The sequence below is a fragment of the Pandoraea morbifera genome, from assembly GCF_902459575.1.
GTDB classification, from domain to species: domain Bacteria; phylum Pseudomonadota; class Gammaproteobacteria; order Burkholderiales; family Burkholderiaceae; genus Pandoraea; species Pandoraea morbifera.
The window spans coordinates 47115-69651 of the sequence record NZ_CABPSD010000010.1 but is presented as its reverse complement, the minus strand read 5'-3'; the positions used below and the strand labels follow the sequence as shown (position 1 = coordinate 69651).

At 65.3% G+C, this 22537-nt stretch carries 18 protein-coding genes; 8 read left to right on the top strand and 10 right to left on the bottom strand.

What is annotated here, in order from left to right:
- The first annotated feature begins 209 nt into the window (after positions 1 to 209).
- The 4 genes from PMO31116_RS16700 to PMO31116_RS16685 all read left to right on the top strand — a co-directional run bounded on the left by PMO31116_RS16700 (position 210) and on the right by PMO31116_RS16685 (position 5240).
- On the top strand, positions 210 to 719 hold the full coding sequence (locus PMO31116_RS16700) for a MarR family winged helix-turn-helix transcriptional regulator (RefSeq protein WP_150567724.1): 510 nt from the start codon (positions 210 to 212) through the stop codon (positions 717 to 719).
- 118 nt (positions 720 to 837) lie between these two features.
- Positions 838 to 2355 carry an efflux transporter outer membrane subunit gene (locus tag PMO31116_RS16695; RefSeq protein ID WP_150567723.1) on the top strand — a complete coding sequence of 506 codons (1518 nt, stop codon included), beginning with the start codon at positions 838 to 840 and terminating at the stop codon, positions 2353 to 2355.
- 64 nt (positions 2356 to 2419) lie between these two features.
- Positions 2420 to 3652, top strand: a complete 1233-nt coding sequence (locus PMO31116_RS16690) for an HlyD/EmrA/EmrK family protein (RefSeq protein ID WP_150567722.1) — start codon at positions 2420 to 2422, stop codon at positions 3650 to 3652.
- A 37-nt stretch (positions 3653 to 3689) separates the two neighbouring features.
- Positions 3690 to 5240 (top strand): DHA2 family efflux MFS transporter permease subunit, encoded by a 1551-nt coding sequence (locus tag PMO31116_RS16685; protein WP_150567721.1) that lies wholly within the window; start codon positions 3690 to 3692, stop codon positions 5238 to 5240.
- An 83-nt stretch (positions 5241 to 5323) separates the two neighbouring features.
- Here the strand turns inward: PMO31116_RS16685 and PMO31116_RS16680 are convergent, their stop codons facing one another.
- Positions 5324 to 6517, bottom strand: coding sequence for a hypothetical protein (locus PMO31116_RS16680; RefSeq protein WP_150567720.1), 1194 nt, complete (start codon positions 6515 to 6517; stop codon positions 5324 to 5326).
- A gap of 309 nt (positions 6518 to 6826) precedes the next feature.
- Between PMO31116_RS16680 and PMO31116_RS16675 the strand changes: the two genes are divergently transcribed.
- On the top strand, positions 6827 to 7321 hold the full coding sequence (locus PMO31116_RS16675) for an acyl-CoA thioesterase (RefSeq protein WP_023596333.1): 495 nt from the start codon (positions 6827 to 6829) through the stop codon (positions 7319 to 7321).
- A 153-nt stretch (positions 7322 to 7474) separates the two neighbouring features.
- On the opposite strand, the gene truB is transcribed toward PMO31116_RS16675, so the two are convergent.
- The 7 genes from truB to scpB all read right to left on the bottom strand — a co-directional run bounded on the left by truB (position 7475) and on the right by scpB (position 17669).
- Positions 7475 to 8467 carry a tRNA pseudouridine(55) synthase TruB gene (truB, locus tag PMO31116_RS16670; protein ID WP_150567719.1) on the bottom strand — a complete coding sequence of 331 codons (993 nt, stop codon included), beginning with the start codon at positions 8465 to 8467 and terminating at the stop codon, positions 7475 to 7477.
- A gap of 140 nt (positions 8468 to 8607) precedes the next feature.
- Positions 8608 to 9021, bottom strand: a complete 414-nt coding sequence (gene rbfA, locus PMO31116_RS16665; RefSeq protein WP_025249283.1) for a 30S ribosome-binding factor RbfA — start codon at positions 9019 to 9021, stop codon at positions 8608 to 8610.
- Between the two features lie 83 nt (positions 9022 to 9104).
- Entirely contained in the window at positions 9105 to 12059 is a 2955-nt protein-coding gene (gene infB, locus PMO31116_RS16660) for a translation initiation factor IF-2 (RefSeq protein WP_063599251.1), read from the bottom strand.
- An 80-nt stretch (positions 12060 to 12139) separates the two neighbouring features.
- Positions 12140 to 13615: a transcription termination factor NusA gene (nusA, locus tag PMO31116_RS16655; protein WP_150567718.1), complete on the bottom strand. Its 1476-nt coding sequence runs from the start codon at positions 13613 to 13615 to the stop codon at positions 12140 to 12142.
- A complete protein-coding gene (gene rimP / locus PMO31116_RS16650) occupies positions 13612 to 14070 on the bottom strand; it encodes a ribosome maturation factor RimP (RefSeq protein WP_023596338.1) in 459 nt (152 codons plus the stop codon). The genes nusA and rimP overlap by 4 nt, the downstream gene beginning before the upstream one ends.
- 443 nt (positions 14071 to 14513) lie before the next feature.
- Complete coding sequence (locus PMO31116_RS16645) at positions 14514 to 16292, bottom strand: pseudouridine synthase (protein ID WP_425494801.1); 1779 nt, start codon at positions 16290 to 16292, stop codon at positions 14514 to 14516.
- A gap of 153 nt (positions 16293 to 16445) precedes the next feature.
- Positions 16446 to 17669 (bottom strand): SMC-Scp complex subunit ScpB, encoded by a 1224-nt coding sequence (gene scpB, locus PMO31116_RS16640; RefSeq protein WP_150567716.1) that lies wholly within the window; start codon positions 17667 to 17669, stop codon positions 16446 to 16448.
- 341 nt (positions 17670 to 18010) lie between these two features.
- On the opposite strand from scpB, the gene fnr reads away from it, so the two are divergent.
- Positions 18011 to 18748: a fumarate/nitrate reduction transcriptional regulator Fnr gene (gene fnr, locus PMO31116_RS16635; protein ID WP_150567715.1), complete on the top strand. Its 738-nt coding sequence runs from the start codon at positions 18011 to 18013 to the stop codon at positions 18746 to 18748.
- Positions 18749 to 19008: 260 nt separating this feature from the next.
- Positions 19009 to 19443 carry a YybH family protein gene (locus PMO31116_RS16630; RefSeq protein ID WP_150567714.1) on the top strand — a complete coding sequence of 145 codons (435 nt, stop codon included), beginning with the start codon at positions 19009 to 19011 and terminating at the stop codon, positions 19441 to 19443.
- 53 nt (positions 19444 to 19496) lie between these two features.
- Here the strand turns inward: PMO31116_RS16630 and PMO31116_RS16625 are convergent, their stop codons facing one another.
- Complete coding sequence (locus PMO31116_RS16625) at positions 19497 to 20417, bottom strand: LysR family transcriptional regulator (RefSeq protein WP_150567713.1); 921 nt, start codon at positions 20415 to 20417, stop codon at positions 19497 to 19499.
- A 137-nt stretch (positions 20418 to 20554) separates the two neighbouring features.
- Between PMO31116_RS16625 and PMO31116_RS16620 the strand changes: the two genes are divergently transcribed.
- Positions 20555 to 21571, top strand: a complete 1017-nt coding sequence (locus PMO31116_RS16620) for a zinc-binding alcohol dehydrogenase family protein (RefSeq protein ID WP_150567712.1) — start codon at positions 20555 to 20557, stop codon at positions 21569 to 21571.
- A gap of 79 nt (positions 21572 to 21650) precedes the next feature.
- Here PMO31116_RS16620 and PMO31116_RS16615 read toward each other — a convergent pair whose 3' ends face one another.
- Entirely contained in the window at positions 21651 to 22490 is an 840-nt protein-coding gene (locus tag PMO31116_RS16615) for a competence/damage-inducible protein A (RefSeq protein ID WP_150567711.1), read from the bottom strand.
- Positions 22491 to 22537: the final 47 nt, after the last annotated feature.

Sequence of the window (22537 nt, the reverse complement as noted above, 5' to 3'; positions counted from 1 at the left end):
GCCGACGGGTGCCGCGTCCCGAAATCCATGCGGTCATTTGGGCCGGCGGCCAACCTCCCGAACGGCGCCCCGGCTGCCGCCATGCAGCATCCGGCGCCTCCCCACCCCATTCCCGCCAAGTATTTGCCTAGTCAACTATTGCATTGCCTTGCAATTTATTAAGTGAGCGCTATAATCGTGACTAGTCAACTATTGCAGCAACACGAAACATGTCCGAACCGCCAGTCTCCATTTCCCCGACCGCGCCGACGTCGCAGCCCGACGCGCCGCACGGCGATCCCCCGCGCAACGCCTACGACATCGACGATTCCCTCGGGTATCTGGTCGCCCGCGTGCGTCAGTTGATCCTCGCGGAATTGACCAAGGAGACGTCGCAGTACGGGTTGACGAGTACCCAGGCGACCATGCTGTACAAGGTCGCGACCGGCAAGAGCAAGACAGCGGCCGATCTGGCGCGCGATTACTGCATCGACGCGAGCGCCGTGACCCGGCTGCTCGACAGGCTCGAGGCGCACGGCCTGCTCGAGCGCGAGCGCAGCAAGATGGATCGCCGCACGGTGAACCTGAGCGCCACCGAGGCCGGCCATGTGATGGCCGACCGCATGCCGGACATCTTCGTACGCGCCGCCGATCATCTCTTGCAGGGCTTTACCCCGGAAGAAGTGGGATTTCTGAAGAGCTTGCTGCGACGTGTGATCGTCAACGGCGAAGCCGGATGACGACGCGTCCCCGCCAACGGCTCAAGAAAAGCATGCCGAGTCCACGATTTCACGCGCTCGAGCAAGCCAGAATTCCCGATTAATGTCAGTAGAAGACTTCACTCGTAAAGGTTTTGCGATGAAAGCGGCCTCACTTTTCCTCCCGCGTCCGCGGGTCCGCTCAGCAATTTCCGCCCTCTGCCTGGCGGTCGTCACGCTGGGCTTTGCCGGTTGTGCGAACTTCGCCGGCATCCATAGCGACAAGCAGATCAGCACCCCCGATCAGTATCAGACCCAGCGCAGCCTGCCGTCCGAAGGCGGACAATGGCCGGGCACCGATTGGGCTAACCGTTTTGGCGATCCGCAACTCGTGTCCCTGATCGACGAGGCGCTTGCCGGCAACCCCGACTTGGCCATGGCTGCCGCCCGTCTGAAGGCCGCGCAGGCCCAGGCCGAAGGCGCCGCCGCGGCCCTGCTGCCCTCGGTGGGCTTCCAGGGCGACGTCTACCGCGAGAAGTTCACGGAGAACACCATTTATCCGCCGGGTTATGGCGGCACGTGGTTCACCCAGGGCGACCTGACCGCTTCGCTATCGTGGGAGCTCGACCTCTGGGGCAAGAATCGGGCGGCCCGAGCCCAGGCCACGTCGGCCGAGCGCGCGGAAGAGGCCGAAGATCAGGAGGTGCGGCTCGCGCTGGCCACCGCCGTGGCGCGTTCGTATAACCAGCTGGCACAGCAATACGCCCTGCACGACGTCCTCGAGCGCGTTGCCAAACAGCGTGAGAATCTCGGCAAGCTCACGGCTGATCGTGTACGCGCGGGCCTCGACACGCAGGTCGAGCAGAAGCAGGCCGACAGCAACACGGCAGACATCCAGACCCAGATCGCGCAACTCGACGGCCAGATCCTGCTCACGCGTCACCAGTTGGGCGTGCTGCTCGGCAAGGGGCCGGATCGCGGCCTGGAAATTGCGCGACCGACGCTTGCCAATCTGCCCACGCCCGCCCTGCCGGACAACCTGCCGCTTGCGCTGCTCGGCCGCCGCCCGGACATCGTCTCCGCGCGCTGGGGCGTGGAAGCACAGCTCAAGGGCGTGGACGTGGCCAAGGCCCGCTTCTATCCCGACGTCAATCTCAATGCCGCCTTCTCGTTCTCGACGTTCGGACTGGGCAAGCTGCTCAACGCCAGCAGCCAGAACATTCAGGCCGGTCCGGTCATTTCGCTGCCGATCTTCGACGGCGGCCGGCTGCGCGCCAACCTGAAGGGCCAGTACGCGGCATATGAAAGCGCCGTGGCGAACTACGACTCGACGCTCAACAAGGCGCTCGGCGACATCGCGGACCGCGTGTCGTCGATTCGTTCGGCCGACAAGCAGATGGTCTCGCAGCGCGTGGCGCAGGAAGCCGCGCAGCGCGCCTACGATCTCGCCGTCGATCGCTACAAGGCCGGCCTGACGCCGCAGTTGACCGTGCTCGCCGCCGAATCGTCGCTGCTCGCGCAGGAACAGGCCCGGGTGAATATCGACAGCGCCCGGCGCGACCAGCAGATCGGCCTGATCAAGGCACTCGGCGGCGGATTCGATGCACAGGCCGCAGGCCTCGTTGTGGGGCAGGAGCCCCCGGCCAAGGCCGAGGGTGGCGCCGCGCAAACGCACTGAACGGCCCCCGTCACACAGAACAGACAACGTCAAAGCACATTAAGAGATTCGTACGGAGCAAATGATGAGCGAGAACCAACAACAAGCGCCTGCCCAGCCGGCACAGGGCAACGGCAAGCGCCGCCGCATGATGCTGACGCTGACGGCCGTGATCGCGATTGCCGCGATCGGCTACGGCGCCTATTACGCGCTGTATGCGCGTTACTATGAAGACACCGACGACGCTTACGTCGCGGGCAACGTGGTGCAGATCACGCCGCAGGTGGCCGGCACCGTGACCGGGGTGAAGGTCGACGACACCCAGATGGTCAAGGCCGGACAGCCGCTCGTCACGCTCGACCAGACCGACGCCCGCGTGGCGCTGCTGCAAGCCGAGGCCAACCTCGCCCAGACGGTGCGTCAGGTGCGCACGTACTTCGTGAACAACGATGCGTACGCGGCGACGGTGGCCATGCGCGAGTCGGAGCTGGCCAAGGCTCAGGCTGACGTGAAGCGCCGCGAAATGGCGATCGCCACGGGTGCCGTGTCGCGCGAAGAACTCGCCCACGCCCAGGACGCCGTAAAGTCCGCGCGCGCCGCCCTCGAGCAGGCCCGCGCCCAACTGGTGTCGAACAAGGCACTCACCGACAAGACGTCGGTCACGACGCACCCGAACGTGCAGCAGGCCGCCGCGAAGGTGCGCGCCGCCTACCTCGACTACGCCCGCACCTCGATTCCGGCGCCGGTCGACGGCTATGTGGCCAAGCGCTCCGTGCAGGTCGGCCAGCGTGTGGCCACCGGCGCGCCGCTCATGGCGCTGGTGCCGCTCAACCAGGTGTGGGTCGACGCCAACTTCAAGGAAGTGCAGATCGCGCACATGCGCGTGGGTCAGCCGGTCACGCTCACGGCGGACGTGTATGGCTCGTCGGTGGAATACAAGGGCACGGTCGCCGGCTTCTCGGCGGGTACCGGCAGTGCGTTCTCGCTGCTGCCGGCGCAGAACGCCACGGGCAACTGGATCAAGGTCGTCCAGCGTCTGCCGGTGCGCATCGCGCTCGATCCGAAGCAGTTGCAGGCGCACCCGCTGCGCGTCGGCCTGTCGATGCAGGTCAAGGTGAACGTGCGCAATACCGACGGCAAGGAACTGGGCGAAGCTCCCGCCCTGCCGGTCTATTCGACCGATGTGTATGACAAGGTCGGCCACGACGCCGACGATATCGTCGCCAAGATCATCACCGAGAACGCAGGTCCGGCAGGATCGGCCCCCGGTGGCGCCAGCGACACGCGCAATCAGCCGGCCCGCGCACGCCCCCTGTAAATCGGGAGGGGGGTGCCCCCACCCCCTTTGACATCTCATGGCAAATCAAAACGCTCCTGTCCCGCTCACGGGCGGCCAGCTGGTACTCGGCACCATTGCGTTGTCGCTCGCCACGTTCATGAACGTGCTCGACACCTCGATTGCCAACGTATCGATCCCCGCCATCTCCGGCGACCTCGGTGTCTCGTCGAGCCAGGGCACCTGGGTGATTACATCGTTCGCCGTTGCCAACGCCATTTCGGTGCCGCTCACGGGCTGGCTGACGGAACGCTTTGGCGCGGTGCGGCTGTTCATCACCTCGATCCTGTTGTTCGTGCTGGCGTCGTGGTTGTGCGGCATGGCGCCCACGCTCGAATTCCTGCTTGCGGCGCGCGTGCTGCAAGGCGCCGTGGCAGGACCGATGATTCCACTCTCGCAATCGCTGCTGCTCTCGAGCTATCCGCCGGCGAAGAGTTCGATGGCGCTCGCCCTATGGGGTATGACGACACTCGTCGCTCCGGTCATGGGGCCGATTCTCGGCGGTTGGATTTCCGACAATTACCACTGGCCCTGGATCTTCTACATCAACATCCCGGTCGGCATCGCCGCGGCGTATGTCACGTGGATGATCTACGCCAAGCGGGAAACGCCGACACAGCGCAAACCGATCGACACCGTCGGACTGGCCCTGCTCGTGCTGTGGGTGGGCTCGCTGCAGGTGATGCTCGACAAGGGCAAGGAACTCGACTGGTTCAATTCGTCAACCATCGTGATCCTCGCGCTGGTGGCCCTCGTGTCGTTCTGCTTCTTCGTCATCTGGGAGATTACGGAGCAGCATCCGGTGGTCGATCTCACGCTCTTCAAGCGCATCAACTTCACGGGCGGCGTGGTGGCGATCTCGGTGGGCTACGGACTGTTCTTCGGCAATCTGGTGATCCTGCCTCAATGGCTGCAGATCTACCTCGGTTACACCGCCACCGAAGCCGGCCTGGTGATGGCCCCGGTGGGTCTGTTCGCCATCATCCTGTCGCCGGTGATCGGCAAGTTCCTGCCCAAGCTCGACGCGCGCTGGGTCGTGACCGTCTCGTTCCTGCTGTTCGCGCTCGTGTTCCTGATGCGCTCACACTTCAACACGCTGGTCGACACGCGCACGCTGATGATTCCGACCTTCCTGCAGGGCGTGCCGATGTCGATGTTCTTCATCCCGCTCACGGCCATCATCCTGTCCGGCCTGCCGCCGCATCGGATTCCGGCCGCCGCCGGTCTGTCGAACTTCGTACGCATTACGTGCGGGGCCGTCGGCACGTCGATCGCCACGACGGTCTGGGACAACCGGATCACCCTGCATCACGCGCAGTTGACCGAGCATCTCACGCCGTACGATCCGACATTCAACAGCTCGGTGCAAACGCTCAATCAGCTTGGCATGACGACGCCGCAGGCCAATGGTTTCATTGACCGGATGGTTACGCAACAATCGGCCATGCTCGGTGCCAATGACATCTTCTGGATCTCGGCCGCGCTGTTCGTGCTGATGATCGCGATGGTCTGGATCACGCGCCCGATCCGTGGTGGCGGTGGCGCCGACGCCGCGGCAGGCGCGCATTGATTCCCCGACTTCCCCCCGAGTGCCCGGACCTGCTCTGTACGACCGGGCACTTCTTGAACCCCGCTGAAGCTGGCGGGGTTTTTTTATGGGGAATCCGCCTCGACCGTCGGCGCAACGCCGCGCGGGTCGACGCGGACGCACACCAGTTCGTCCTCCATGGTGGCGTCAGCCTCCGCGCTCGGGTGCGACGACACGAGCGACTCGCACGCGGCCGCGGCCAGCTTCGTTCCACCGCCAACCTTCTCGAGCCACTGGTAAAACTCGGGCAAGCCTTTCGGCAAACCGCTCACCTCGTCGCTGAACGGCAGGCGGGCGATCAGCCAGACGAAGACCCCGGTAGACACGAGACGAATTCGGGTCGCAAGCGTCTTTTGCCAGAGAGGATCGTCATGCGCGTCAAGTGCGGCGCGCAGTTTCGCAACACTACGTTCCAGCAAGCGCACTCGCTTGACGGCGGCGGGTATTGCGGCGTCATTTGTCCCGAGGACGGCGCACGCACGCTCGAACACGCCCCGCGCGTTGAGCCAGTGCACCAGGTTGGCAAGGCTGTCCCCCTGAAACGGCAACGAGCCCGGGCGGTGAAACTCGACAGCCCAGCAAACGAGATCGCCCAGCGCAAGCAGCGCAAAGTACGGCGCCACCATCATGCCCGGGGTGAATATCGCGCTGCCGATGCGCAGCACCTGGCATCGCCCGCCCCGGGCCTCGAGCGTCGCGGACGAACGCACTCGCTCGCACACCTGCGCGCCCCCAAGTCTCGCAAAAATGTCGGGCGCCACGTACGGCGATGCAACGCTGACCAATTGGACGCCAACGCTGGCGGCGTGGGTGAGCAACACGGCACAGCGCACCGGACAGGCATGACCGGGCCGATTAACCGCCCGCGGCATGGCGCCATCCGGCATCAAGCACGACACGGCGGCGGTGGGCGGTAAGCCCCCGGCCTCACGGGCCGCGTCACCGCTCGAACGGTCGTTTGCCCCTTCCGTCGATTCGCCGTCGACAAGCACGCGCATCTCGTCGTGAGTGCTCGCCGCCTCGCGGGCGTCCCGCCCACGCAGGCGGAATGCGCGCAACTGTGCATGCGTGTCTTCATCGAGCCGCTCGATGGACGCCCCCGCTTGCGCGGACGCTGCGGGGCGCGCTCGGGCATCGACGGCCGTATCGGTATGAACGTTAGAATCCGATGGGCACACGTCGACCCGCGCTCGATCCGCCAAGGGAAACGGCGGCGTCTCCGGCGCGACGCGGCACGCGCTGCCGGCACACGTGATCATGAAGCACCTCCCGTCGCCATGCGTCCCGTCGGGCCGTCGGGACGCATGGCCCACGCCCGCCACGCGACGTCGCGTCCACTGTGCGCCACATCGACGCCGGCGCGCTTGCAGATAGCGCGCCCGCCGGTCCGAGGCATGTCGCAAAGGGCCGCCATGCGATCGGCAGTCATGCGCCGGGAACGAACGGACGATCCAAGCCCTGACGGGCACGGGCAGGACGCGACCAATCGCAGTATCATTGCGCATCCCCGCCGACGCGACATTTTGCCGCGCCCGGACACGATCCATCAGTCCCCGACAACACGCACCATGACCGTCCCGCAGAACCCGAACGACCGCTCCGAGATCACCTTCCGTTTCCTGGCCGAACCGGCCGCCGTCAACTTCGGCGGCAAGGTGCACGGCGGCTCCCTGATGAAATGGATCGACGAGGTGGCCTACGCCTGCGCCGCAACGTGGTCAGGACGTTATTGCGTCACGGTAAGCGTGGGCAACATTCGTTTTCGTCGTCCGATTCTGGTGGGTAATCTGGTGGAGCTGCGTGCGCGCATCGTTGCCACGGGCCGCACCAGCATGCACATCCACGTGTCGGTTCACGCCGGCGATCCGAAGTGGGGCGAATTGCGCCAGACGACGGACTGCCTGATGGTGTTCGTCGCGGTCGACGAGAGCAACCACCCGGTAAGCGTGCCGTCGTTCGAGCCGAAGACCGAAGAACAGAAGGCATTGGCGAAGTACGCCATGGACGTGAAGGCAGCGCTCGACGCCATCGTCGAGCTCAAGCCGGAGAATGTTGCAAGCTGAAGGCGAGCGGCACGGGCCTCGTCCGGCATCGGCGCGTGCGCCCGCGGCGCGCTGATGCGGGCCGCGGTGCATGGGGGCACCGCAAACGGCCCGACATGGCCACGCGACATTGACGACGGGTGACTGGCGTCGTCCGCTCGCCGCCCGGCACGGTCACGATGACTGGGTCTTGAGCAGTCGCTGCGGTGTGAGCAACGCTTCGCCATCAAGCCGCGCAACACCCAGCAAGCTTGAAGCGGCTTCGCTCGTGGCCTCTGTGTAGACCTTGACTTCGATCTCGCCGTGCGCGGCTGCGCAAGCACGCAACGGCGTCGGGCAGCGGGTTTCGTCGAGTCGCAGGCGCTGGCCGTGACTGAAGCGCCGCGCCAGCGTTTCGTCGAGCATGATCGCGGGCAGCGTCTTGAGCAACGCATCGACCGGAGCGAGCTTCGCCACGCGTTGCGCGTGATCCAGCGCGCTCAAGGCTTCGAGCGTGACGGCACCATCGAGCGTCAGCGGCCCCACCGCCGTGCGACGCAAACCGCGCAGGTGAGCGCCGCACCCCAACGCTTCCCCGATGTCTTCCGCTAGCGTGCGCACGTACGTGCCTTTGCTGCACGTCACGCGGAACGTGAATTCGTTCGCTTGCGACAGTGCGCTTTGCGTCATCTCCAGCGCATGAATGGTGACCTCGCGCGCCTCTCGCTCGAGCGTTTGTCCCGCGCGTGCGTATTCGTACAATGGCTTGCCGTCGCGCTTGAGCGCCGAGTACATCGGCGGGACTTGCGAAATCACACCAGTGAAGCGCGGCAATATGGCGCGAATCGCCGCATCGTCCACCGTCACCGGGCGGATTTGCAGCACCTCGCCTTCGGCGTCGCCCGTCGTGGTCGTCTCCCCCAGGCGCACGTGCGCTTCGTAGGTCTTGTCGGCCTCGAGCAAGTCCTGCGAGAACTTCGTCGCCTCACCAAAACACAGCGGCAGCAACCCGGTCGCCAATGGGTCGAGCGTACCCGTGTGACCTGCCTTGAGCGCCTGAAGCAAGCGCTTGGCCTTGATCAGGGCATCGTTGGACGACAGGCCGAGCGGCTTGTCCAGCAACAACACGCCGTCGAGTGCGAAACGGGGGAGCTTTTGGCGGGGTGCCTGCGAACGCGGGTCCGTCATGGTGCGGAGATTGCCTGAGAAATTCGGGTGGGAGTCAATGCCTGCCCCGTCACGCTGTCAGCAGCGCGGCGCACGGGCATCGCAACGCCACCGGGCTTGGCATGGGCCAGCCCGGCAGGTTGCGCATGTCGATCGACGGCTTACTTCTCGTCGCCGTCCTTGCTGCCTTCGTCACTGCCTTCGCCCGCCTCGTCCCTCGCGCGCGTGGCGTTGGCCGTATCGATCAGGCGCGACATCTCGATCGCGCGTTCGATCGACTGGTCGAAGTGGAAATGCAACGTCGGCACGGTATGAATGTGCAAACGCTTGAACAGCAGATTGCGCAGGTAGCCTGCCGCCTCGTTGAGCGCCTCACCGGTGGCCTTGGGATCGCCGGTCAGCGTCGTATAAAACACTTTCGCATGCGCATAGTCAGGCGTGACTTCCACGCTTTGCAGCGTGACCAGACCAATGCGCGGGTCTTTCACTTCGCGCTGAATCAACTCCGACAGATCGCGCTGGATCTGGTCGTTGATACGAAGATTGCGACCCGGAACGCCACGTTTCTTTGCCATAACAAACTCGCTAATAATGCAATGGCCCACGCCGCCGGTTTCCCGGCTCGGTGGGCCACTCCACATCCGTTGTGTCGACCGCGTTACAGCGAGCGCGCAACTTCCGTGATTTCAAACGCTTCCAGTTGGTCGCCTTCCGTGATGTCGTTGAAGTTCTTCACCGACAGACCACACTCGAAGCCGGACTTGACTTCCTTCACGTCATCCTTGAAGCGCTTGAGCGAATCGAGCTCGCCCGTGAAGATGACCACGTTGTCGCGCAGCACACGCACGTGCGACGAACGCTTGACGAAGCCGTCGAGCACCATACAGCCGGCCACCGTACCGACCTTCGGCACACGGAACGTCTGACGCACTTCGATGAGACCCGTGATCTCTTCCTTCTTCTCGGGCGCCAGCATGCCCGACATCGCCGCCTTCACCTCATCCACGGCGTCGTAGATGATGTTGTAGTAGCGAATGTCGATGCCGTTCGACTCGGCCAGCTTGCGCGCCAGCGCATCGGCACGCGTATTGAAGCCGATGATGACGGCCTTCGAAGCCGTGGCCAGGTTGACGTCGCTTTCGCTGATGCCACCCACCGCCGCGTGAACGATCTGCACGCGCACTTCCGGCGTCGAGAGCTTGTTGAGCGACTGCGCGAGCGCTTCCTGCGAACCCTGAACGTCTGCCTTGATGATGAGCGGCAGCGTCTTGACTTCGCCCTCGGCCATCTGCTCGAACATGTTCTCGAGCTTGGCGGCCTGTTGCTTGGCCAGCTTCACGTCGCGGAACTTGCCCTGACGGAACAGCGCGATTTCGCGCGCCTTGCGCTCGTCCTGCACCACCAGCACTTCTTCACCCGCGCCCGGCACTTCCGACAGACCCTGGATTTCCACCGGGATCGACGGGCCCGCTTCCTTCGCGTTCTTGCCAGTCTCGTCGAGCATGGCGCGCACGCGGCCGTAGGCCTGACCCGCCAGTACCATGTCACCGCGGTTGAGCGTGCCCGACTGCACCAGAATCGTGGCGACCGGACCCTTGCCCTTGTCGAGCTTCGCTTCGATCACGATGCCCTTGGCCGGCGCGTCCACCGGTGCCTTCAACTCCAGCACTTCGGCTTGCAGCAACACGTTCTCGAGCAGATCGTCGATACCCGTACCCGTCTTGGCCGACACCGGCACGAACGGCGAATCGCCACCGTACTCTTCCGGCACCACACCTTCGGCCACAAGTTCCTGCTTCACGCGGTCCGGGTTGGCTTCCGGCTTGTCGATCTTGTTGATCGCCACCACGATCGGCACACCGGCCGACTTCGCGTGGGCAATCGCTTCCTTCGTCTGCGGCATCACACCGTCGTCGGCCGCCACCACCAGAATCACGATGTCCGTTGCCTGGGCACCGCGCGCACGCATGGCCGTAAAGGCCTCGTGACCCGGGGTGTCGAGGAACGTCACCGTGCCACGCGGCGTATCGACGTGATACGCACCGATGTGCTGCGTGATCCCGCCGGCTTCGCCTGCCGCCACCTTGGCGCGCCGGATGTAGTCCAGCAGCGAGGTCTTGCCGTGGTCGACGTGACCCATCACGGTCACCACCGGCGGACGCGGCAGCGCCTCCGCTTCGGTCGCCTCGTTGCCGAGATCCAGCAACGTTTCCGGATCGTCGAGCTTCGCGGCAATGGCGCGGTGGCCCAGTTCCTCGACCACGATCATGGCCGTTTCCTGGTCCAGCACCTGGTTGATGGTCACCATCTGGCCCATCTTCATCATGAGCTTGATGACTTCCGCAGCCTTGACGGACATCTTGTGCGCGAGATCGGCAACGCTGATCGTCTCCGGCACGTGCACATCGCGCACCACCGGCTCGGTCGGCGCCTGGAATGCCTGACGGTCGTCCTGCGCATGACGGTCGCCACGACGCCCGCCACGACCACCGCCGCGCCAGCCGTCCGAACCACCGCTGGTGTCGCCACGCGTCTTCATGCCGCCGCGCTTGTTGCGGTTATCGGCGTCCTTCTGCCAGGCACCGCCCTTCTTGTCCTTCTTGTCGGCCGCACCGGCCGTCGTCGTTGCCGGGGCAGCAGCGGCCGGCTTCTTGTCCGCCGGCTTGGCGGCGGCACCCTCCGGCTTGGCCGGCTTGTGCAGCGTACCCTTCGCCTCCGGCTTGGCCGCCGCGGCAGCCGCCGGTGCCGGCTCCGGTGCCTTGAGCACACGGCGCGGAGCATTCATCATTTCGCGAATCGCACGCGCTTCGGCTTCCGCCGCGGCACGACGCTTGCGAATGGCCTCTTCTTCGGCACGCGCCTTGTCGGCAGCCGCACTGGCCTTCTCGGCGGCCGCGCGCGCTTCCTCGCTGGCCTTTCGTGCCTGCTCGCGCTCGGCCTCGGCCTTGGCGGCAGCGGCCTTGTCGGCATCGGCCTTTTCCGCTTCGGCCTTGGCCGCCTTTTCGGCATCGACAGTGGCCGCCTTCTCGGCTTCGGCATCGGCCTTGGCCTCCGCCGCCTTCGCCTTTTGCTCTTCGGCCGCCTTGGCTGCGGCTGCGCGGTCCGCTTCCTCGCGCGCACGGCGCTCGGCAGCTTCCTTCTCTTCGCGCTCGCGGCGCTCGGCTTCCTCGCGCTCCAGTTGCTCCTGGCGACGCTTGAGCTCGGCAGCCTCGGCCGCCAGGCGCTCCGCCTCACGGCGTGCGTCTTCCTCGCGCTGACGCAGCGCTTCGTCTTCCGCCGCGGCGGCTGCGCTGTCCACGCCTTCGGCCACGTCGTCACGCTTGACGAAAGTGCGCTTCTTGCGCACTTCCACCTGAATCGTGCGTGCCTTGCCGGTTGCGTCGGCTTGCTTGATTTCCGAAGTCTGGCGACGCGTCAGAGTAATCTTCTTTTTGTCGCCGTCGCCCGCGCCGTGGGCGCGGCGCAGGTGTTCCAGCAAACGGGCCTTGTCGGCTTCCGTCAGTGAATCGTCGGCGCTGAGTTTGTCCACGCCGGCGGCCTTGAGTTGCTCCAGCAACACGCCGGCCGGCATTTTCAGTTCTGCAGCAAATTGGGCTACGTTGATGCTCGCCATTCAAACCTCTTCAAGCAAGGCCAGACGCCTTGCGGTTAACTTCAAAGTTCACTGTTCCATATGCGTGCCGGGGCAGGTCATCATTGGAACCAGTGCTCTCGCGCTTTCATGATCAGGGCCTTGGCGGCTTCCTCGTCGACGCCGGTCATCTCGGTCAGTTCGTCGACGGCCAGCTCGGCCAGATCATCGCGCGTCTGAATTTCATGCTCGGCCAGCTTGGCCAACAGCTCGGACGTCATGCCGTCGAGGCTCTTCAGATCGAGCGCAACGCCCTCGACCTTCTCCTCGGTGGCAATCGCCTGCGTGAGCAGTGCGTCGCGCGCACGATTGCGCAGCTCGTGCACCGTGTCCTCGTCGAACGCTTCGATTTCGAGCATTTCGTTCAGAGGCACGTAGGCAATTTCTTCCAGGCTCGAGAATCCTTCCTCGATCAGGATGTCCGCCACTTCCTCGTCTACATCGAGACGCTGCATGAACAAAGTACGCAGCGTGCCGCGCTCTTCGTTCTGCTTTTCGGCCGACTCGTCCGGCGTCATGATGTTGATCTGCCAGCCGGTCAGCTCCGACGCGAGGCGCACGTTCTGACCGCTGCGGCCGATCGCCACCGCGAGTTCGTTCTCGTCGACCACGACATCCATGCTGTGCTTTTCTTCGTCCACGACGATCGACTGCACCGCCGCCGGCGCCAGGGCACCGATCACGAACTGCGCCGGGTCTTCCGACCACAACACGATATCGACATTCTCGCCGCCCAGCTCGTTGCGCACCGCCTGCACGCGCGTGCCGCGAATGCCCACGCACGTACCGATCGGGTCGATACGCTTGTCATAGGCGACCACGGCGATCTTGGCGCGCACGCCCGGATCGCGGGCAGCCGATTTGATCTCCAGCAGGCCCTGCTCGATTTCCGGCACTTCCATGCCGAAAAGCTCGATCAGGAATTCCGGCGCCGTACGCGACAGCTCGATCTGCGGGCCGCGCGCCGTGCGATCGACCTTCACGATGAAGGCACGCACGCGGTCGCCGATACGCAGGTTCTCTTTCGGAATCAGCTGATCGCGGCGCAGTAGCGCCTCGACACGGCCCGACTCGACGATCAGGTTGCCCTTGTCGAGACGCTTGACCGTACCGGTCATGATCTTTTCGCCGCGCTCGAGGAAGTCCGACAGGATCTGCTCACGCTCGGCATCGCGAATACGCTGCAGAATCACCTGCTTGGCCGCCTGGGCGCCAATGCGGCCGAACTCGACCGACTCCACCGGCTCCTCGATGAACTCACCGATCTCGATGGACGGATTCTCTTCCTTGGCTTCGAACGACAGGATCTGCTTGTCCGGCTCCTGCAGACCCGCCTCGTCCGGCACTACCAGCCAGCGACGGAAGCTCTCGTGCTCGCCCGACTCACGGTCGATGTGCACGCGAATGTCGACGTCTTCGGTGTAGCGCTTCTTGGTGGCCGAAGCCAATGCCGCTTCCAGCGCGCCGAACACGACATCCTTGTCGACGTTCTTTTCGCGCGCGAGCGCATCGACCAACAGCAATACTTCGCGACTCATCGTTTGCGACTCCTAAAATCAATCTGCGGCACAAGGCGCGCACGGTCTATATCCGCGAGGGTGAATTCGAGCAGCGCCGGGCCGCCCTTGCCTTCGAACTCCAGGCTCAAGTTTTCGCCTTGCGGCGCCTGAAGAATGCCGCGGAACTGCTTGCGACCTTCGAGCGGCACACGCAACGTGAGACTCACTTCCGTGCCGGCGAAGCGCTCGAAGTCACGCAGCTTGCGCAGCGGACGGTCCAGCCCCGGCGACGACACTTCGAGTCGGTCGTAATTGACGTTCTCGACCATCAGGACATGCGAGAGCTGACGGCTCACCGTCTCGCAGTCATCGATCGTGATGCCTTCCGGCTTGTCGATGTACACCCGCAGCAAACCGCCGCCGGCGCGTTCAAGATCGACCAGCTCGTAACCCAGGCCTTCGACCGTGGTCTCGATCAGTTCTGGCAATTGCAACTTTGCTCACCCTAGAAAAACTCGCGCGCATCAACAGCGCCCGACATGTCTGCGCGCCCCGCATGGGACGTCGCACGATACCTGCCTCGACCGTCCGGGCCGGCATGCCTGAGTCGACACACCCACTCCCCGACGCGGCGGCATCGGCCGCGAAACGCTCGCGGCAAAAAAAAATGGGCGAAACGCCCATTTCTTGCAGCCTCATTGCGCATGAGGTGCGCGCCGCAACAGAACGTGTGGCACGCAATACAGCTTATTCTTTGATTTTATATGGTTTTGGGCCGATTTGCAACGCTTGCGCCCGCAAATGCCCGAAGGACGGGCACCGGCGCGACGTTGCCGCAGCGCAATACGCGAGCGGGCAAAGCCCGCTCCGCGGCGCCATCCGGCCGGGGCGCGTTCAGCGCCCTAGGCGCCGCACGCCTGCGGCGCGCGCCATCCCATCAACGAGAACGGTTGCCGCCGCGGTTGCCACGGTTGCCGGAATTGCCGCCGCCATGGTTGCCGCCACCGGCGCGGTTGCCGCCACGGCTGCGATTGCCGTTGACGTTTCCGTTGCCGTTGCCTCGCGGCTGACCGCCGTAGCCGCCACCGCCCGCCGCGTTGCCACCGCCGAAACGGCGGCCCTCGCCGCGAGGCGAAGGCGTCTGTCCAGGATAGCCGCCGCTCGGGCCGACGAACGCCGTGAGCGGATTGGCACGCGGACGGCGCGACTGCCCCGGCTCGCGGCTGAACACTCCCAGCGCGGTCTGCATCGGATCCGGCTGTCGGCGCGGCTCCTTGACGGCGCCAGCCTTGCCGCCACGGCCCGGCTTGCCGCCCTTGTCGTCCGCGCTCGCTCCCGGCATCTTCATGCCGACGGCGGCGAACAACGAACGCACCTGAGCGTCGTCAAGTTCCTCGTAACGTCCTCGCTTCAAGCCGCGCGGCAGCGTGAGCGGGCCATAACGCGTACGAATCAGACGACTGACCATCAATCCGGCGGCGTCGAACATGCGACGCACTTCGCGGTTGCGACCTTCCGTCAGTGCCACGTGATACCAATGATTCGAGCCCTCGCCACCGCCGTCCTGCAAGCGCAAGAAATTGGCCTGGCCGTCGTCGAGCTCGATGCCGCGCAGCAACTGCTGGCGCGACGACTCGCTCAGTTGGCCGACGGTGCGTACGGCGTACTCACGCTCGATGCCGTAACGCGGATGCATAAATCGATTCGCCAGATCGCCGGACGTCGTCAGGATCAGCAGACCTTCCGTATTGAAGTCCAGCCGTCCGACGGCGAGCCACTTGGCAGTCTTCATCGGCGGCAGACGGTCGAACACCGAGGCGCGACCTTCCGGATCGGCGTGGCTGACGATCTCGCCCGCCGGCTTGTGATACAGCAGCACGCGCGGCGGCTTGCTGGTGATGCGACGCTTGACGAGCTTGCCGTTGATACGCACCTGATCGGTCGGGAGAATACGCTGGCCGATATGCGCCGGTTCGGCGTTGACGGACACTCGCCCGGCGAGGATCAGCTCCTCCATCTCGCGACGCGAGCCCATGCCGGCCTCGGCGAGCACCTTGTGGAGCTTCGGCGCTTCATCGTCCGGCGACAGGACACGACGATCGGCGGGTCGACGTCCGCGCTTGGCGGCCGCCTTGGCATCCCCCTCAGCGTTGTCGCTGTCGAACCCGCCCGACGTCACGAACGCGAAGAGGTCGTCGTCGCCATCCCTGCCGCCCTTGCCACCCTTGCCCGGCTTGCCGGCGCCGGCACTGCGGCCGCCGACTGCGGCGGCACCCTTGCGGCCGCGGCCCTTGCCGGCACCCGGTTGCGCCTTGCCCGCCGGTTCGCCACTGGTGGCACCGCCTGCGGCCTGCGCCGGGTTCGACGCCGGCGAGGCGCCGTCGCGCTTGCCGCCGCGCGGTTTGCGTGCCCCCTGGCGGCCACGGGCTTGAGCGGCGGCGGTGGGCGCCCCTTCGGCGCCGGGCGCCTGGCCGTTCGACGTTTCGCCGGACGGCGTGCCCTGCGAAGCGTCGGACGCGGCAAATTCGCCCGCGCCGCCGTCGTCGCCCTCGCGCTTGGCTTGCTGCGCCGCGCGGCGACGCGCGATCAGACTACGCGGCCCGCGACGCAAGCCGCGGCGCGACGCCTTGTCGTCACCACCCTCGCCTTCCGGCGCACGTGCTTCGGCACCGGCATCGCGTGCGTGCAGGTCCTGGGATTCTTCGTTCTGTTTCAACACAACCTCATTGGAAAACGGGATCGTTGCGGGCCGGCAAGTTGCGCTGCCCTGATCCGTGTTCGCACCATGAATGCGCGGCAAATCCTTGCCGCGACTTCGTTCTTATCGCTAGTGGCCCTGCTGTTGCGCGTGACGCAATGCGCTGGCGCCTCAGGTGCCCGTGACGAGAGTCTTGTCGTCCCCGTCGTTCTCGTCGTCATCCATCCCACCGGACATGGGCTGACCGGTGGCGGCTTCGTTCGCTGCCGGGTCGACAGCGCGCGGGGAAACCTCCTGCGCGACCGGCGCCGCGGGACCATCCGCCTGCGTCGGTGCATCGTTTGCTTCACTTGCGAGGTACTGCGCATCTTGCGGCGGACCGCCGGCTTCCTTAGCCGCAGCCCCCGAATCTTCGGAAATTTCCTCAGCGCCGTGACGGCCCTCAACCTCCCGACCGATCTCATCAACAGACGCTTCACCTTGCGGCGCGGCGACCTGCTCACTGACGCGTCCCGCCTGCACGAGTTCCTCGCCATCCGTCGGAATTGCCCCGACATCGGCGCCGACATCGCCATCGGCGGCGCCAGGCGCCGCCTCGGATACGCCGGAGTCTGCCGCATCCGCGGGGGCGTCGCCTTCGGCCATGACCGCGTCGAGCAAAACGTCTTCCGTCACCGCATCGTCGCCGGAAGTTGGCCGTTGACCTTCGGGCAGGCCCTGCGCGAGCGGCAGGTCGTCGGCGCAATCCTGCGCCAAACGCGCCAGGGCTTCGGCATCGGCCACCGGCGCGTCGTCAGACGCCGCGTCGTCTCCCGTCTCGCCCTCGGCCCGCTCGCCGAACTCGATGTTCTGCTGCGCGAGCAGGTCGATTTGCGCTTGCGCCGCCGGGTCCTCGAGCGGCGGCAGCGCATCGAGCGCGCGCAGCCCGAGGTCGTCGAGAAAGTCCTTGGTCGTGGCGTACAGGCCGGGGCGCCCCGGCACATCGCGATGACCGATCACCTCGATCCAGCCACGGTCTTCGAGCTGCTTGATGATCTGCGTATTGACCGTCACGCCGCGAATTTCCTCGATATCGCCACGCGTGACCGGCTGGCGATATGCAATGATCGCAAGCGTCTCCATCACGGCACGCGAATACTTCGGCGGCTTCTCCGGATTGAGACGGTCAAGGTATTCGCGCATGCGCGGACGACTCTGGAAACGCCAGCCGGTGGCCAGCGCCACCAATTCCACACCGCGGCCGTCCCATTGCATGCGGATTTCCTCGAGTAGCGCGCGCACCGTGTCACCAGACACGGCGTCATTGAAGAGTTTGCGCAGATCGCCGACCTTGAGCGGCTCCTGCGCGCAAATCAACGCGGTCTCGAGGACGAGTTTCGCCTCTTGGGTATTCATGTGCGACTAAGCAAACCGGGGGCTTGGCAACCCGGAATCAGGAATAAATGGATGCTTGGAACACGAGAAACGGTCGTAGATCGAAAAAACAACCGCTTCGCATAAGCGCGCGCCCGTTTGTGTTCGGTCGTAGTGACGGCGGCGCAACCTGGATGCTTCGAAACGACCTGCCGGGAAAACGCCCAGGCCGATGGTGCGGCGAGACGGACGTCCGGTATGTGCGCAATTATTACTGAAACACTGTCGCCCGTAAAGCGTCGTGCAAACCCTCGCCATTCCTGGCGCGGAATCGACAGGTCGACGCCCCATGGTAAACTCTCAAAATAACTTCAGGGGCCTTCATGACCACAGAAATCGGTCGCATTCCCGTCGTCCAGCCCCGCTGTTCCACTTGCTCGCTGGGCCAGTTCTGCCTGCCCGTCGGCATTCCGGAAGCGGAACTGGAACGACTGGATGCACTCGTGAGCGAGCGCCGTCGCCTCAAGAAAGGCGAGGTGCTCTATCACGCCAACGATGACCTGAGCGCCGTCTATGGCATCCGCTTCGGGTCGCTCAAAAGCTGCGTCACGGCGCCCGACGGCCGTGAGCAGGTCGTCGGCTTCCACCTTCAGGGCGAGTTGATCGGCCTGGACGCGGTGGCCGACAGTCATCACCCCACCACCGCCATTGCGCTCGAGGACAGCGAGCTGTGCATCGCGCGTTTCGGCGAACTGGAGACGCTTTCGCGTCAGGTGCCGTCGCTGCAACGCCAGTTGCATCGTCTGATGAGCCAGGAAATCCGCAACGAGCATCAGCAGCTTCTCGCCCTGGGCACCATGCGCGCCGAGGAGCGGCTCGCGGTCTTCCTGCTCAACCTCTCCGAGCGTTTGTCGGCGCGGGGCTACGCCGCCAACGAATTCGTCCTGCGCATGAGCCGCGAAGAAATCGGCAGTTTCCTCGGCCTCAAGCTCGAGACGGTCAGCCGCCTGTTCTCGCGCTTCGCGCAAAACGGCATGATCGAAATCCGCCAGCGGCACGTCAAGATCATCGACGCCGTCGCCCTGCGCGAACTCGCCGGCGTCTCCGGCATTCACTGCTGAGACCGGTCACCGGGGGCGCGCAGGCGTCCCCGCCCTCGGTTTGCCTCGCACGCCCCCTTCACCGGTTACGCTTCCCCGCGTTACCCCCATACGCTACCGGCCAAAGACGCCCGCCGCCTTGCGCCAGATCAAGAGACACGCACTGCTGCCGTCAGACGCTCGACGTTCGACAAGCCCGGGCAAACCCTCCATAATCGTCGGCGCGATCGCCGGACGGCGCATTTGCCGCCCGACGCCAAATCCCGACGGAGGCCGCCGTTATGCCCGCTGCCATTTTTCTGAGTCCGGAAGACGCCGAGCACGCCTATTACGAGGCGCTGCGCACGGGCGACCCCGACGCGCTGATGGACGTCTGGTCGGAAGATGAGGAAGTCGTTTGCATCCATCCGTCCGGCCCCCGGCACGTAGGCCCCGCGGCCGTGCGCAGCAGCTGGCGGCAGATCCTGGCCAACGGCGGGCTATCGGTGTCGGTCAGTCACCTTCAGGTGGCCCGCAATCCACTATGTGCCGTGCATAACGTGCTCGAGCAGATCCAGGTGGAATCACACCCCGAAGCGCGCTACGCCTTCGTACTCGCCACGAACGTCTACCTGAAGGAGGCGGACGGCTGGCGGCTCGTGCTGCATCACGCCAGTCCCGCGATCGGACACGAAGATAACGGCGCGACGCTCGCCCGCACGCATCACCTTCACTGAGGCACTCGCGCCGCCGGCCGCTGGCCGCTGGCCACTCATGCACCTGAGCCACGCTACGAGGCGTCGAGCCGCGCATCCCAGTACGGCACCGGCCCGGGGCCGAAGCGGGTCTGCAGAAACTCGATCAGCGCGTGCGTCTTGGGTGGCACGAATACCCGACTGGGGTAGACGGCCCAGATGGCGACGTCTTCAGCCAGTGGATAGGCAGGCAGTACCGGCACCAGGTCACCGCGCTGCAGGTGCGTGCCGACGTCCCACGTCGATTTCAGCGCGATTCCCATGCCCGCGAGCACCGCGTCGCGCAGCACCTCGCCGTTATCGGAAACCAGTCGCCCGCCCACTCGCACGTTCAACTCCCCGCCCGGCGTGACGAACCGCCAATCGCGCTGCCCCGCCAGAATCAGACACTCGTGCGAGGCGAGATCGCCCGGATGCTTCGGCGTGCCGTGGGCCGCCAGATACGCGGGCGACGCGCACAGCGTGCGACGATTGCTCGCGAGCTTGCGGGCCACGAGCGTTGAGTCGCGCAGCGCCCCGACGCGAATCGCCAGGTCGACGCCCTCTTCCAGCAGATCGACCACGCGATCGGTCAACCGAAAGTCCAGCGAAATCCCGGGGTAGCGATCGAGAAACGCGGGCAAGGCGGGCGAGACATGCTGACGACCGAACGACGAGGAGCACGACACCCGCAAACGTCCCTGCGGCGCCGCGCGCCCCTGCCCAACACTCGCCAGCGCCTGTGCCTCGGCTGTCAGCAACGTCTGTGCCTGTGCGAGAAACGCTTCCCCCTCTTGCGTGAGCGCCACGCGTCGGGTCGTGCGATGCAGCAGACGCGCCCCAAGTCTGGCCTCGAGTTGCGCCAGCCGGGTGCTGGCCGTGGCAGGCGAAAGCCCCCGTTCGCGCCCGGCCGCCGAGACATTGCCCAGCGCCGCCACGCGAACGAACAACGCCACGGTATCGAGGTCCAACGCCATTTAACGGATTCTCCGAAAAATCTTTTCGACATTATGCGAATTTTCAACGCAATCGACTAGCGGTAGTCTTTCGCTATCGCTTCGCGTGGTCCGCCGACGACATCCGGCCGGCCGCCCAAACTTGATGGAGAGTGCATATGAAAGCCGTTGGATTGACCCGTTACCTGCCGATAGACGATCCCGAATCCCTCGTTGACGTCGAATTGCCGACCCCCACCCCTGCGGGGCGCGACATCCTGGTCAAAGTGGAGGCGATCTCGGTCAATCCGGTCGACACCAAGGTGCGCGCCCCGAAAGACAAGATCGAAGCCACGCCGCGCGTACTCGGATGGGACGCCGCGGGCACGGTGGCCGCGGTCGGCCCGGACGTCACGCTCTTCCGGGTAGGCGATCCCGTGTATTACGCGGGCAGCATCACCCGCGCGGGCGCGAACAGCGAGTTCCATCTGGTGGATGAGCGCATCGTCGGCCACATGCCCGCGTCGCTCGACTTCGTGAATGCGGCCGCCCTGCCGCTCACGACGATCACGGCCTGGGAAGCACTGTTCGACCGCCTCGGGGTGGCGCCCGATGGCAGCGATGAAGGAAAGTCGGTGCTGATCGTCGGCGGCGCGGGCGGTGTCGGCTCCATTGCCATTCAGCTTGCCAGGCGCGTGGCGAGGCTGACGGTCGTGGCCACGGCGTCGCGGCCAGCGTCGGCCGACTGGTGCCGTCAGCTCGGCGCACAACACGTGATCGACCACTATCGTGACATGCCGGCGCAGTTGCTGGCGGCAGGCGTGCCGCAGGTGGACTATGTCCTGTGCCTGAACGACACCGACGAGCACTTCGCGGCATTGGCACAGGCCGTCGCACCGCAGGGCAAGATCTGTTCGATCGTGGAGAACGCCCGGCCGCTGGACATCGGCCTGCTCAAGAACAAGAGCGCCACCTTCGTGTGGGAGTTCATGTTCACGCGCGCCATGTACGAGACGCCCGACATGATTGCGCAGCACAAGCTGCTCACCGAAGTTGCGCGCCTGGTCGACGCCGGCACCCTTCGCACCACGCTCGGTGAGGTGATCGGTCCGATCAACGCCGTCAACCTGCGGCGCGCCCACGCCCAGCTCGAAGGCGGACGTACCATCGGCAAGCTCGTCCTGAGCGGCTTCTGAGTCGCCGCGGATCGGCTTGACGGCGGAGCGGCCGGGCGGGTTGGCGGTCTCATGGCTGAACGGTTCAGCCGCGATGACGTCACTGCGCCGAAGGCGCCGTTGCTTCGGGCAAGGCGGCGGCGTCCGCCGGATGGACGATCTCCCCGCCGAGCGCCTTCACGCCGGCCAACAGGCGCTCGAATGCAGCGCCGACGAGCGCGGGATCGCCCTTCACACCCAGGTCGATGTGACGGCGCGCGTACACCGGGCCGCGCTGCGCGTCGCCCACGCTCGGCAGGCTGAACACCTTTACCCCCGGATATTCGGCCTCGATAGCCTCCATGAGGGGCGTGAGCGTGGATTCAGCCAGCCCGAAGACCAGGACCGAGCGCTCGGCGTGCTTGGTGAGGTGGTGCAGATCCGCGTAACAGGTGTCGAGCACCCAGGCCATCATCGGCCAGGCCATCACGGGGAACCCCGGCATGAAATGGTGGTGGTCGATGGAGAACCCGGGGATCTTGTTGTATGGGTTGGGCAGCACGCGCGCGCCGACCGGAAATTCGCCCATCTTGAGGCGGTGCCGGTTATCGGGCTGCGTCATGTCGGCGCGGCCGTCCGGACTCGTGTCGGCGATGCGCTCCATGATGAGTGCCTCGGCCTCCGGGGTGAGCACCAGCGGCACGTTGAGCGCGGCCGCGGCACATTGACGCGTGTGATCGTCCGGCGTGGCGCCGATGCCGCCCGTCACGAAAACGATGTCGTCGCTCGCGAACGTGCGTTTCAGGGTGGCGGTGATGCGCGCGGGATCATCTCCCACGTACTCGGCCCAGCCGAGCTGCATGCCACGCTCCGTGAGCAGTTCGATGACCTTGGGCAGATGCTTGTCCTGGCGGCGTCCCGAGAGAATCTCGTCGCCGATGATGATGATGCCGACCGCCATGATGCTTCCTTTTCTTGTCGTCAGGGCCTTGGGGGAGAGAAAAGCGC